Raw genomic sequence first — 12,228 nt, 5'->3', positions numbered from 1 at the left:
TACTATTATTCCAACATTGCTAAATCTCCTAAAATATACGATTATGGATTTGCAGATTATCCAAAACAAGATTTTTGAGGTCAGAAGTTGCCGGGTGATGCTCGATTATCATTTGGCAGAACTCTACCAAGTGGAAACACGAGCCTTGAAGCAGGCGGTCAAGCGCAATATCGAGCGTTTTCCGGGTGATTTTATGTTTGTACTCACCCAAGAGGAAGCTAACTTGCTGTTATCCATAGGGGTATCACAAAATGTGATACCCCCTGCTTACAACTTCGGCGTTGCTATGCCTATGGCTTTCACCGAGCAGGGCGTAGCCATGCTTTCTTCGGTTCTCCGCTCCAAAGTAGCCATAGAAGTAAACATTTCAATCATGCGGGCTTTTGTCCTCATGCGCCAAATGGCAATCGGTTACGAGGAACTGTCAAGGCGCATCGAGGAACTGGAGGTAAGCACCGATGCGCAGTTCAACGAACTGTACCAAGTCCTTACCCAGCTTTTGAGCCAGTCGAAACAACAGAAAGAACGCCGTCCGGTAGGTTTCGTTACCTATAACCGTGGCAAGAACGAATAGGTAACGATTTCGGTAACGAAATTCCACTTAATAACCTATATCCCAGCATTGTACATTCTTCCACCTTGCGGGCAGTCTACCGACTACCCGCATTTTTTATATCCTTTTCCAACTGGCACATTTCCCGAAACGCCAGCCGTGCGTGGCATGGCTGACTGTATTTCGTGAAAAGAGCCGTTGGAAACCCGCACAAGCGTATTGCAAGCAAGCTCACAACACCCTTGCCTTTCCCGCCCGCATGGAGTGTTCCCTAAAAGATGAAAGAGAACAGGCACTTTTCCCCAGTTTCCCTATTTGTAAATCTTCCTCTTACGCAGTCCCCCAGCCGGGACAGTCGTTTTAATCATTTCAATAGGCAAAGGTAGTTACGTGTTCTTCACGATTTTGCAAGGTCGAGCCGTTCCGGTTTGGCGAAAAAATCTTCCCTGCCTTGCGAGGTATTTTTTGCCCAAAACCTTGCAAACTCTAAACACTACCCTTTTACGCCTATGTGAAACGAAAACGACCGACCCGACCGGAAGACGCATAAAAAAAAAGTCGGATTTACGGGAAACAGGAAAAAAATTCAGTGAAACTTCAACTCCCTCACCTCTCAAATCCGCATAAAATTAAAAACTTAAAAAATTACAGCAATATGGAAGCAAAGGTATTATCGGAAGCAAAAGTTTATGTAGGCACTTATGCCAAGTACAACAACGGTTCATTGTCCGGCGCATGGCTCGACCTTTCGGACTATTCGGACAAGGAAGAATTTTATGAAGCCTGCCGGGAACTTCACAAGGACGAGGAAGATGCGGAATACATGTTTCAGGACTGGGAGAACGTGCCGGAGGGCTTAATCGGCGAAAGCTGGATTTCTGAAAACTTCTTCGCCCTGCGTGATGCGGTGGAGGATTTGAGCGACACCGAGCAGGAAGCCTTTTTCGTGTGGTGCAACTATAAAAGCCATGATTTGGGCGAGGAAGATGCGGACGACCTTGTACGTGATTTCCGGGACGAGTATCTGGGTCAATATGACGATGAAGAAGATTTCGCCTATGAAATTATCGAGGAATGCTACGACCTGCCGGAGTTCGCAAAGACCTATTTCGATTATGAAAAGTTCGCCCGTGACCTTTTTATGTGCGATTACTGGTTTGATGACGGTTTTGTGTTCCGTGCGGCATAACAACCAATCCGGGCGGGGTGTCAAAGCCCTGCCCGTTAAAAACGACCAAGCGATGAAACGGAAAAGCATTTATAAAATCCTTTGGCGGGTGTTGCTGCTCTGCCTTGCATGGCGGTTTACCAGCGTAGCCGGAGCAGGCACGGCGATAACGGCGTATATCGTGTTTTGTGCCGCCCGTTTCCTGCTCCGGGTCTGCCTTTCAGCCCTTTATGCGCTGGGCGTGGCTCTGCTTTTCCTGCTGTTGCTTTCTTTACTGATATTATAACCATTAAAAAAAATAGAACATCATGCAGTCACTTAACAAAAACGGGGTAAGCATTACCCAAACACCGGGAGAAGAAAAGTTCGTGAAATGCTGTTTAGGGGCTTTCAGGGGACAAATTTATTATCAATATGACTACCGCCACACGGACGGCGAACTTTTCAGCACGGTAGCCAAAACGCTGGACGAGTGCCGCCGCAGGCGTGACGAATGGATAGCGAAGAAGAACGGAGTAATAAACAAGTAAATTTTAGGGACATGAAAACAACAGAAGTAAACAAGGAGCTTATCGGCAGGCGTTGCGAGTGCATTTTTACGGGCTTAATGGTAACGGGCGTTATCGAGGACACAGAAGAAAACGAACACACCATAGAGGTAAAAGTCCGTTTCGACCACCCGCACCAGTGGGGCGATGATTTGTATAATGATGTGTGGGCGTGGGGGCGCAAAATAGACGAGTTCGGCACGCTGCACCATTTGCAACTGTTGGAGGATAAACCGGACTTTCAGATAATGACGGTAGTTTTCGGCGAACCAATCAGCCGGATAGACCGCAGTGTTTTTGAAGATGTTGCAACGTGGGGTGTCTGTTCCCTGCAAGGCTGGGTAAACAGCTATGAAAGTGTCCGGTTTGTAGCTATAGACGACCATACGGCAATCATCACGGGCGAATATAACATGGAGCAGGTAAAGGTGTGGTTAGAGAAATACACGTCCATAAAGAGCCTTAAAACCAGTTGATAGAAAACGGCGGCTGCTTGCCGCCGTTACTTTCTTCCGTGAGCCTGCCAGCGGGTGAAGAAAGTAACAAAGAAGCCTTTCGTTTTCCCTATCATGGAAACATCCCGCCGATGCTTCCCGGCGGGATGTCTGCCCGATATTTACGCTTTGCGTATCATTCCATACCCGGTTTCCCAAGAGGATGATAAAAACGAATGTCGCAACTATAAATCCTCATAGTGAATAAATTTTACACCAAGTATGCACACGGTTTCTTCTTCCTCGATGTCATATTTCCATGTCCGTTTATTGACAAGCATTTCCGTGTCGCAATCGAACCATTCCATTACAGGCGCATCATCTTCTTCGTCCGCCCATTTGAAAACCTGATTGGACGGCGTTTTCCATAATTCAGCACTGTCACGTTCGGAAATACAGTCCTTGTCCATAATGATGATGTCACCTACTGCCGGAACTGTATCTGTTTCCAACGTGGTTTCTATGTACCACGAGATGCCTTCTATATCCAATTCTATTTTTACCATGTCGTTTTATTATTAGGGGGTTATTGTTTCCGTTTCTTCTTCGCTGTTGTCATTATTAAATGATAGTGTAAGTTGCTGCATCTGCCCGAAGCTGTCGATGATATAAATGTCAATCGTCTGCTGGTCGGTCGATGCCGAGGTGTAGTAGAGCCAGAACGTTTCTTTCTCCAGCGGGTAGAGGTCATTGGGCAGGAACACCGTGCCGTTATCCATTTCCAGCTTCCCTTTGCCGTCCGGCTGGAAATACCTTATCTGATAGGTAGTCGGCTGGTAATAGCCGCCACGCACCAGTCGGCAGCGTATTTCGGCGGTTTCCCCGACTTTCAGCCTTTTGGGTACTGGCAGTGTTTCGATGCTGAACGGGTACGCCTGCTGAATATCCAAGTTGTCATTACAGGCGGTGACAAGCACGAGGGCGGCCACGATGTAGCAGCCCATGATGATTTTATACATTACATTCTTCATATACATTATTATATAGCGGTCAGTTGATAATGAATTTCAGTCCCAAAGATACCTGCGTGTGGAACTTGCCTATGTCCGAGCCGAACAACGCCCGTTCCCTTGCACTGACAAGCAAGGCTATCCGGTCGGTCAGGTAGGCTTCCAGTTCCAGCGTCAGCGCACCGCCGTAGATGAAGCAATCCTTATCCAGCAAGGTAGAGCCGTCCGGCAGCAGCTTTTCGCTTCGGTTGCTTGTTTCGTACCCGGCGAGAGCCGACAATCCCAATGAAAGGAAAAAAGTCTTTCGCCTGTCCGATAGGAATTTCAGGTAATAGCCGCCCTCTGCGGTGAACTGTTCTACGGGTATCTGCATATCCTTGTAGTCATACTTCTTGTGCAGGTATTCGCCGCCAATCACCCAGCGGTTGGCGTTCTTGGTGTAAACGCTGTACGCCGCCCCGATGTGGTAGGCAAAATCCGTGTCGGAGTTCCAATGCACCCCGTCCGCCATGCCCGCCGTGACTTGCAAGCCTTTCATGCCCGGCAGGTATCTTTGCGCATGTGCCTGAAACGAGGTCAGGCACAGCGCAAAGAGCATCATTATAAAGATGTGTCTTTTCATTCCCTATTTGATTTTTAGTTCGTCAATCACTTCTGCGTTCACGATGTCGGCGTTCTCCACCCGTATGGTCTGATGCCGCCCGCCGTTCTTCTCGTAGAGTTCCACGACCAGCAGCTTGTCGTCAGGAATGGTGAACTTCGGCAGGGCGTACACCGTGCGCACGGTACTTTTTCCTGCAATCTCTATCACCTCGTTGTAGCTACGTACCGCATCCAGCACCGTTTCCTGAATAGCCGTGCGCTTGGGTACTTTCTTATCGGTTATCTTAAACTTGATGAAGTCGGTATCGAAAGGCACGTTGGAACTGTTCTTTGTCTGCGTGTGTACATAGAGCATCCCGTTATAGGTGTAAATCCCCTTGATTAAGAACTGTATGCCGAAACGCTTGCTACCCAAGTGGCGCACTTTCCGGTCATTGTTCTTGTAGATGCTCTGCATTATCAGTTTCACCAATAGCGGGCTTTCATTCCCCAGTTCCCGGAAATAGATGTTCATCCGGGTATGTGAGAAGTCGGACGTATCTTCATTCTCCAAGAAGTCTTTCATTTCGATGTTGAGCATTTCCGGTTCACGGGCGTACTTGGCGTTGAACGAAAAGAAACTGCCGTCCTCGCAGATAACGGAGAAGTTCGTTTCTCCCGGAAAGCCCTCTGTCGTGGCTTTCACCCTGATTACGTTCTCCGCACCGTCCGCCTTGCCCGCTATGATATGGTTGCTTCCCAAATCGACATAGCGGACGGCGGCGGGGAAGATGATATGCACCGTCTTGGCAAAGGTCACTTCCACGCCGTAGGGCGTAACCATTTGGCGGTACGGGAGTTTCCGGGTAATCCCCCGGTACAAGTCGTTGCCAGCCGCATACTTCACGGTGTCAGTGGTTTGTGCGTTTGCCGCACACACGCCCAGCAAGAGGGCGAACATTACAAAAATCTGTTTCATTGCTAATTGAAATTTTAACGGTTGATAAAATGGTTATTGTTGTTTGGCGTAAAGCATCACCCTGTACCCGGCTTTCAGCTTCACTTTCACGGTTCGGAACTTCTTGGCGAGGTAGCCGGACGTTCCTTGCAGCAATCCCCTTGTCACGTCCATAGCCACCTGCTGCCCGGCACTTTGGGCAAAGGAAATGCTTGTACCCAGCCCGCTTCCGATATTCGCCATAGCTTCGTTGAACGCTTCCTGCTCCATAGAGGACGGGACGGACAGCCCCTTTTGCCCGTCCGTGTCGAACACGGCGAGTTCCACCGGGATGATGTTGCCAGCGTACTCAATCGAGGACACCAGTATGTCAAGCCGCTCGCCCTGCACCTTTGCCGTCCCCGCCACGAGGGTATTCTTCGGCACGACTATGTTCCCCGCCTGCATGGGTTCGAGCAGCCGTAGTTTCACCGCCTGCCCGTCCGTCAGGGTTTGGTCTTGGTGGATGCAGGCGGCTACCGTGTTCTTTCCCATAGCGTACCCCGTGCCTACTGCCGTGTTGAAGCCGTAGTTTCGTGGCTGGCTGTAAGCCCGGATGAAGTCGGCATCGCTCATGGGCTGCCGCAATCCCGAAACGGTCGTTTCCCTGACAGCCTGCACCGCCACCGCATCCGGCTTGCGGTCAATGTCGCCCGTTACCGGGACTTGTGCGACTTGTCCCTGCCCGCCGTTCATGTACTTTGCCGCCAGCTCGTAGGACTTTTCCAAGAGTGCCATTTGGTCGTCAGCGGTGGGTGTGGCGTTCTGTTGTTGCAGCCTATCGGTCAGTTCCGCTACCTGCCGCTTCAAGTCCTCTTTTTCCTCGTCCACCGCCGGAGTTTCATAGAACGTGCTTAACTGGCGGTTGATGTCCCGGTAAGCGTATGCCGAAGAAGCACCGCCGCCCCTTTGGGGCTTCGCATCCTCTTCCGGCATCAGGTCGATTTCCGCTTGCGGTTCTTCCGCTTCATCGTTCCCGGTGAAACCGAAGTCCTGCAAGGACTGTATCTTCTCCTGCTGCCTGCGGCTTATCATCGCCTGTTCGTAAGCCTTTTGCTTGTCGGCTATAATCCCGTCCTCTGCGGGCAGGGGTATGTCGGCGTTGAAGCCGCCCACGCTTTCCACGTTCACGTCCTCTTTGCCGGAGGGTGCGAATATCAGGTACATGCACCCGGCAAAGGCAAGGAACATCAGCGGGAAGACTATCATTTTCCTGCGCTGCTGCACCTGCTGCGGGGTAAGTTCCCGTTTGGGTTTATCTTCCTTTTTCGGCTTCCCGTCCGCCTGCGGTACGGTCGTGCCGTTCTCATTCTTCTGTACTTCTTCCATATTGCGGTCTGTTTAAGGGGTTGATACTTTTGGTTGTGTCGTTGCCGTGCAACGGCAGTTGCCTGATGTGTTCTATTTGCAGCCGCCTGCCGTCCCGCTTCCCGATGTTGTAGATTGATGAAACGGTAATGTAGATAGACAAGCCGCCAAGGAAGAAGAACATCACGAGGATAACCGCCAGCCTTTTGCCCGGCGTAATCCGTCCGCACATTCGGCGCAGGCGGTCGTCCGCCCAGTCCCGCACCTTTCCGATGTAGTTTCGTTTTCTTTCCATAAGGCTATCTCTTAATGGTCTGCAAATCCTTGTTCTCGGTAATGGTGAACGCTTCGATGATGAAGCCGTGCGGGTTGTTGTCGCTCCGTGTGGCGTTGAGCAGGCGGCACGAGGTCACAAGGCTTCGCACCGTCAGGCTGCTTTCCCGGACAATCAACTGGCGGGCATACGTGTTCACCTTGTAGGGGTACTGGTCGAAGTCGCACTTCACGCTGTCAATCTCCACCGTCTGCGTGACGTTTCCGGAAATCACCCGGTTGTAGTAGCCCTTTTCCGCCAAGTCCTTGTAATAGTTGAAAGCGGTCTTGTCGGCGAGGAACAGCGAGCGTTTGATGTTGCTTTCGATAGCCCCCTTGTCGGGTGAGAGCGTGAAGAAAAGTTCGTGGAAACGCCGCACGTGCGACTTGGCTTCCACGGGTCTGTTCTGCGCCATGTCCTGCGAGAGTGCCAGCATCAGGCTTTTGCCGTTGTCGAGGACGTATATCTTCTGCCGCTGCTTTTCGGCGAAGCTGTACGAGTTCCACACGGCAAAGCCCGTCACCAGTGCGCACAGGCAGATGAATACCAGCGCAAAGAGCCTGATTTGCCGGAAACTCGTTTCGATGTTCGTTAATGACTTAAATTCCATATACTAAATATTGATGTTGGTTATTTGAGTAGTTTCCCGGTTACTTTCCCGCTTGCCGCACCGACCGCCGCCCCGGCGATTGACCCAGCCCGTGCCACGTTGCGGTTATAGGCAGACGTACCGCCAGCCGACACTATCCAGCTTGCCACCGTTGGAATGGTGAAGTAGCCCACGATGCCGATAATCATAAAGATTACATACACGGTGCTACTCCCGTCAGGAATGAAATTCGGGTCTGAAAGCTGCTCGATGTCTTTTTGTAGCATCAGGGTTTGTATGCGTGCCAGCACGCTGCTGAACAAGTCCGACACGGGTAGCCACAGGTAAATGGATATATAGCGTGAAATCCACTGGGTCAGCGTGCTTTGGAAACCGTCATAGACGGAAATCGCAAACGCCAGCGGACCCAGTATGCTTAACACGATTAGGAAGAACGTGCGCAGCGTGTCTATAATCAGCCCCGCCGCCTGAAAGAGCATTTCCAGCAGTTCCCTGAACCAGTCCCGGACGGACTTCTTTATATTGTACGCCGCCCTGTCCATATACATACCCGTCATAGTTACCATATCGGAGGGCGACCAGCCCAGTTCTTCCAGTTGCCTGTCAAATTCCTCGTCCGAAGCGAGGTAAGCCGTTTCGGGGCTACGCATCAGGGCTTCATATTCCAGTCGGTCTTTCTGTGCCCGGTATTCGTTCATGTCGAAAGTCTGCGTTTCCATAAGTTGGTTGCACCCTTTCACCACTGGCGACAATACCGTGTTGATAGTCCCCAGCACGAACGTGGGAAAGAACATGATGCACAGCCCCAGCGCAAAGGGACGCAGGAGCGGGTACACGTCTATGGGTTCGGCACGTGCGAGCGACTGCCACACTTTGGCGGCTACATAGAACAGCGCACCCAGCCCGGCTATTCCTTTGGCTACCCCCGTCATGTTGCTGCACAAGGGCATCATTTCATCGTACAGCACCCGCAACACTTGGTGCAGGTTGTCAAAATCCACCGCTGCTAATAACATAGGCATACCGATTTATATGTTACCAGTAGCGTTCATCCGCCGAGCCGTAAAGAGCCAGCACCCGGTCTGTGTCGTTCTTCTTCTTTGCCCGCAGGTAGGACACGGATATGTTCTTTCGGGTGTAGTAGTTCACGAGGTTGCGGTAGTTGAGCAGGCTTTTGTAGGCGTTGTTGATTACCGCCAGCCTTTCGGCATCCGTCAGCGACATACCCGTCACGTTCACTACATTCTTCAAGTCCTGCAACACGTCCGCACTTTCGGAGAGCAGCTTGGCATACCCGGCTGAAATGGCGGTGAGTTCATCCGGCGTGTAGTTCGGGTCAGCCAGCATGTTCTGGTAGTTTCGCACGTAGATTTCGGATATTTCCGCCACCAGTTCAATGGACTTCTTCACCTTGATGCCGCCCTTGACAACATCGTGTACCGCTTTGAGCGCATCGTAATAGACTTTTCCCTGCTGGAAAATCTTCTGCGCTTCCATGAAGCCGTCCAGCGTGTTTTTGGCTGTGGTGGAAGTCTGCACTATCTGCTTGGTGGTGTTGATGATGCCCTGTGCCAAATTGCCGGGGTCTGACACCACCCACTGTGCGGATGCGTTGCCGATGAAGCAAAGGCATACCGCCATAAGGAGAATTGTTCTTTTCATGTTCCTGATTTTTAAGTTGTTGATGATTGGGGATTACGTTTGCTTTCTGCAAGCCTCTTGATAGCCAGTTCAAGGTTGCCGCCCAGCTTGTCGGCAAGTGCGAACAGTTCCATTTTCTCGCTTTCCTCTGTCGTGAAGGTGTAATATTCTTCCAATGAAACTTCTGTGGCGTACACCGCCGACTGCGTGCCGCCCAGCGAGAAGAAAACTTCCTTGTACTTCCGTCCGGGGTGGTTCGCCATGTTGATAGACAATATCTGCGAACGCTCCTTGTCGGTCAGTCCCAAGAGGTTCTGTATGCTGTCAAACTTGTTGAGATATTTTCTTTGGTCTAACAGGATTTTGCAGTCCGAGTTATTGATGATACTCTCTTTCACGATAGGGGAAGAAATAATATCCTCAATCTCTTGCGTGACTACAATCGCTTCCCCGAAATATTTTCGGACGGTTTTGTAGAGGTAGCGGATATAGTCCGCCATGTTCGCCGATGCAATCGCTTTCCACGCTTCCTCGATTAGTATTAACTTCCTTATTCCCTTTAACTTGCGCATCTTGTTTATAAAGGCTTCCATGATGATGATAGTCGTTACCGGGAATAAAATCTTGTGGTCTTTGATGTTGTCCAACTCAAAGACAATGAAGCGTTTGTGCAACAAATCCAGTTCCTTGTCGGAGTTCAGCAGGTAGTCGTACTCACCGCCACGATAGTACGGTTCAAGCACGTTCAGGAAATTGTTTATGTCAAAATCCTTTTCCCTGACGTTCTTCTGTTCAAGCTGTCGGCGGTAATCATCCCGGACAAACTCGTAGAACGTGTTGAAGCAGGGCGTTACCGAATGGTCTTTGCCTGTCAGTTCGATATAGGCACTCACGGCGTTTGACAACGCCACTTCTTCCGACCGCTTCGGGGCTTCATCATCCCGCTTCCACAGGGTGAGTATAAGGGTCTTGATGCTCTCTTTCTTCTCTATGTCGAATACCCCGTCCTCGACATAGAACGGGTTGAACGCTATCGGGTTCTCGTTGGTGTAGGTGAAATAAATCCCGTCCTCGCCGTGCGTGCGGTTGTGGATAAGCTGGGACAGCCCCAAGTAACTGTTACCCGTATCTACCAGCAGCACGTGCGCCCCCTGCTCGTAATACTGACGCACCATGTGGTTGGTAAAGAAAGACTTACCCGACCCGCTCGGCCCAAGTATGAACTTGTTGCGGTTGGTCGTGATGCCTTTCTTCATGGGCAAATCCGATATGTCGATATGCAGCGGGCGACCGCTCACCCTGTCCACCATTTTGATGCCGAACGGCGAAAGCGAACTCTTGTAGTTCGTTTCTTCCACGAACAGGCAGAGAGCCTGCCCCAAGAACGTGTAGAAACTTTCCTCTGCGGGGAAGTCCGCTTCGTTTCCGGGTATGCCCGCCCAAAAGAGCGTGGGCGTATCGACCGTGTTGTGGCGTGGCTTGCACTCCATTAGCGCAAGCTGGCTTCCCACATCGTTGCGTATGCGTTTGAGTTCTTCCCGGTCGTCACTCCATGCCATGACGTTGCAGTGGCAGCGCACCGATACAAGCCCCTTGCTGTGCGCTTCGTTCAGGTACTCGTCTATCCATTCCTTGTTCACTTGGTTGGCACGGGAATAACGGGAGAGCGATTGCATGTTCCGGGCGGTCTGCTCGAAGTTCTTCAGGTTTTCGGCGTGGTCGTCTATGAAGATGAACTGGTTATAGACGTGGTTGCACGACAACAGCACGCCCACCGGGGCGGCGAATGACAGTCGGCAGTCGCTCCGGTCAGTGGACAGCTTCTCAAACCGTGTGTCCGTCCCGACCTTTCCGGGCAAATCTTCCACGTCCGAAAGCGTGTGCAGGCACAGTATGTCGTCCCCGACACGCATTTCTTCCGGGTACAGCCCGATGTCTTTCAGGCAGGTGGTATCTGTCTGCGATAGCGAGAAGTATTTCTCGATGATGCCCGCCTTTCCGTCCTGCCCGGTGATTTCCGATGCCGCCAGCCGGGTAAGGGTGACAAACCCGCTGTCGTTCATAATCCTTTCAAACTGCCCGACCGCTTCGATGAACTTTGCCGCCGCTTCCTTGTCGGCTATCTCCTGCGGTACAATCCTGCCCCGGCATAGGGTGGAGAAGTCGCTCTGTCGGCGGCTTCTCTCCCTTGTCGTCTTTGTCAGGAACAGGTAGCAGTAATGGTTCAGGAACGGGCGTTCATTGAAGTGCCGTTCAAAGGAGCGGCTTAAAAAACTAAGCTCGTCCCTTTCCGTGTCGGGCTGGTAGTTCTCCTTGATGAAGAAGTCCTGCTTGTGTACTATGGAGTAGTCGGGCAGCACCTTGATTGCCTTGTACCATGCCGAATGTATGGCTTCGTACTCGGCACTGGTGACGGTGAACAGTTCGGGCAGTTCCACCCTGAAAGCCACCGTTATGTCCGCATCCTTTGAAATGATGCAGCCGTTCTCCACCGCCAAAAGGGGGAATTTCCTTTCCAGCGTGGTAGCCTTTAACATATTTCTCATGGTCTTTCTTCCTTTCTTTTTTTGTAGGTGAATAATCGGGGTATCGCCTTTCGGCTGATAATGAAGCGTGGATGCCGTTTGCGTGCGGCGGCTTTCATCAGCCCGTGCGTGCCGTACTTGGCGTTGAGCCGGAACGTCTGCCACACGAGCAGCAGCGAAGCCGACACGATGAAACCGATACATAGCCACTGGTTCACGCCCGCCATGAACAGGACGATGAACACCACGAAGACGGCGAGCAAGCCGCCGCAAAAGATAAAGAGGTACTGGCTTTTCAGCCCCTTGAACTCCACGGGCTTCCCGATACCCCTGTTTACCTGATATTTTTCGGGCTTAGCCCTCAACAACTCGTCAGACATAGCCGCAGGTTTAGAGGAAGAACGAGCGCAGGATAGTGGCGGCTACAATCAGGAAGATGCACGCCCCGAACCAACTGGCGGCGGTCTTTGAGGTGTCGGGGTCGCCGCTTGAGTCGAGTAGGTCAGCCCCCTTACGGGAGCTTTCCCCTCTAAGAACCG

General features: G+C 51.4%; 17 protein-coding genes. 5 read left to right on the top strand and 12 right to left on the bottom strand.

Annotation, left to right across the window (positions count from 1 at the left end):
- Positions 1-43: 43 nt before the first annotated feature.
- From DW896_RS19440 to DW896_RS19410, 5 genes are all read left to right on the top strand, one after another.
- On the top strand, positions 44-574 hold the full coding sequence (locus DW896_RS19440; protein ID WP_007754106.1) for an ORF6N domain-containing protein: 531 nt from the start codon (positions 44-46) through the stop codon (positions 572-574).
- A 634-nt stretch (positions 575-1,208) separates the two neighbouring features.
- Complete coding sequence (locus tag DW896_RS19425) at positions 1,209-1,742, top strand: antirestriction protein ArdA (protein ID WP_007754113.1); 534 nt, start codon at positions 1,209-1,211, stop codon at positions 1,740-1,742.
- 52 nt (positions 1,743-1,794) lie between these two features.
- Complete coding sequence (locus DW896_RS19420; protein WP_007754115.1) at positions 1,795-2,007, top strand: hypothetical protein; 213 nt, start codon at positions 1,795-1,797, stop codon at positions 2,005-2,007.
- 22 nt (positions 2,008-2,029) lie between these two features.
- The gene (locus DW896_RS19415; protein ID WP_007754116.1) at positions 2,030-2,251 is read left to right on the top strand and encodes a DUF3873 domain-containing protein; all 222 of its coding nucleotides are present in this window, start codon (positions 2,030-2,032) and stop codon (positions 2,249-2,251) included.
- An 11-nt stretch (positions 2,252-2,262) separates the two neighbouring features.
- The gene (locus DW896_RS19410) at positions 2,263-2,745 is read left to right on the top strand and encodes a hypothetical protein (protein ID WP_028728958.1); all 483 of its coding nucleotides are present in this window, start codon (positions 2,263-2,265) and stop codon (positions 2,743-2,745) included.
- Positions 2,746-2,948: 203 nt separating this feature from the next.
- On the opposite strand, the gene DW896_RS19405 is transcribed toward DW896_RS19410, so the two are convergent.
- The 12 genes from DW896_RS19405 to DW896_RS19350 form a co-directional block, all read right to left on the bottom strand.
- Positions 2,949-3,269, bottom strand: coding sequence for a hypothetical protein (locus DW896_RS19405; protein WP_007754121.1), 321 nt, complete (start codon positions 3,267-3,269; stop codon positions 2,949-2,951).
- Positions 3,270-3,281: 12 nt separating this feature from the next.
- Positions 3,282-3,740: a DUF3872 domain-containing protein gene (locus DW896_RS19400; protein ID WP_007754124.1), complete on the bottom strand. Its 459-nt coding sequence runs from the start codon at positions 3,738-3,740 to the stop codon at positions 3,282-3,284.
- Between the two features lie 13 nt (positions 3,741-3,753).
- Positions 3,754-4,335 carry a conjugal transfer protein TraO gene (locus DW896_RS19395; RefSeq protein WP_007754126.1) on the bottom strand — a complete coding sequence of 194 codons (582 nt, stop codon included), beginning with the start codon at positions 4,333-4,335 and terminating at the stop codon, positions 3,754-3,756.
- A 3-nt stretch (positions 4,336-4,338) separates the two neighbouring features.
- Positions 4,339-5,274 carry a conjugative transposon protein TraN gene (gene traN, locus DW896_RS19390; protein ID WP_007754128.1) on the bottom strand — a complete coding sequence of 312 codons (936 nt, stop codon included), beginning with the start codon at positions 5,272-5,274 and terminating at the stop codon, positions 4,339-4,341.
- 33 nt (positions 5,275-5,307) lie between these two features.
- Positions 5,308-6,621, bottom strand: coding sequence for a conjugative transposon protein TraM (traM, locus tag DW896_RS19385; protein ID WP_007754131.1), 1,314 nt, complete (start codon positions 6,619-6,621; stop codon positions 5,308-5,310).
- Complete coding sequence (locus DW896_RS19380) at positions 6,599-6,895, bottom strand: TraL conjugative transposon family protein (protein WP_007754134.1); 297 nt, start codon at positions 6,893-6,895, stop codon at positions 6,599-6,601. The genes traM and DW896_RS19380 overlap by 23 nt, the downstream gene beginning before the upstream one ends.
- Positions 6,896-6,899: 4 nt before the next feature.
- On the bottom strand, positions 6,900-7,523 hold the full coding sequence (gene traK, locus DW896_RS19375) for a conjugative transposon protein TraK (protein WP_004325451.1): 624 nt from the start codon (positions 7,521-7,523) through the stop codon (positions 6,900-6,902).
- Between the two features lie 20 nt (positions 7,524-7,543).
- Entirely contained in the window at positions 7,544-8,539 is a 996-nt protein-coding gene (gene traJ, locus DW896_RS19370) for a conjugative transposon protein TraJ (RefSeq protein ID WP_028728967.1), read from the bottom strand.
- Positions 8,540-8,558: 19 nt separating this feature from the next.
- Positions 8,559-9,185, bottom strand: coding sequence for a DUF4141 domain-containing protein (locus DW896_RS19365; RefSeq protein ID WP_007566703.1), 627 nt, complete (start codon positions 9,183-9,185; stop codon positions 8,559-8,561).
- Between the two features lie 11 nt (positions 9,186-9,196).
- Positions 9,197-11,710 (bottom strand): TraG family conjugative transposon ATPase, encoded by a 2,514-nt coding sequence (locus DW896_RS19360; protein WP_007478204.1) that lies wholly within the window; start codon positions 11,708-11,710, stop codon positions 9,197-9,199.
- On the bottom strand, positions 11,707-12,069 hold the full coding sequence (locus tag DW896_RS19355; RefSeq protein WP_007566699.1) for a DUF4133 domain-containing protein: 363 nt from the start codon (positions 12,067-12,069) through the stop codon (positions 11,707-11,709). Before DW896_RS19355 ends, DW896_RS19360 begins: the two co-directional genes overlap by 4 nt.
- 10 nt (positions 12,070-12,079) lie before the next feature.
- Positions 12,080-12,228 (bottom strand): DUF4134 family protein (locus DW896_RS19350; RefSeq protein WP_118326110.1); only part of this gene is annotated, 149 nt, incomplete at its 5' end.

Origin of the sequence: Bacteroides sp. AM41-16, assembly GCF_003603495.1 — a bacterium.
In the GTDB taxonomy this organism is placed as follows: Bacteria; Bacteroidota; Bacteroidia; order Bacteroidales; family Bacteroidaceae; genus Bacteroides; species Bacteroides uniformis.
This window is presented reverse-complemented; position numbering and strand designations above follow the sequence as displayed.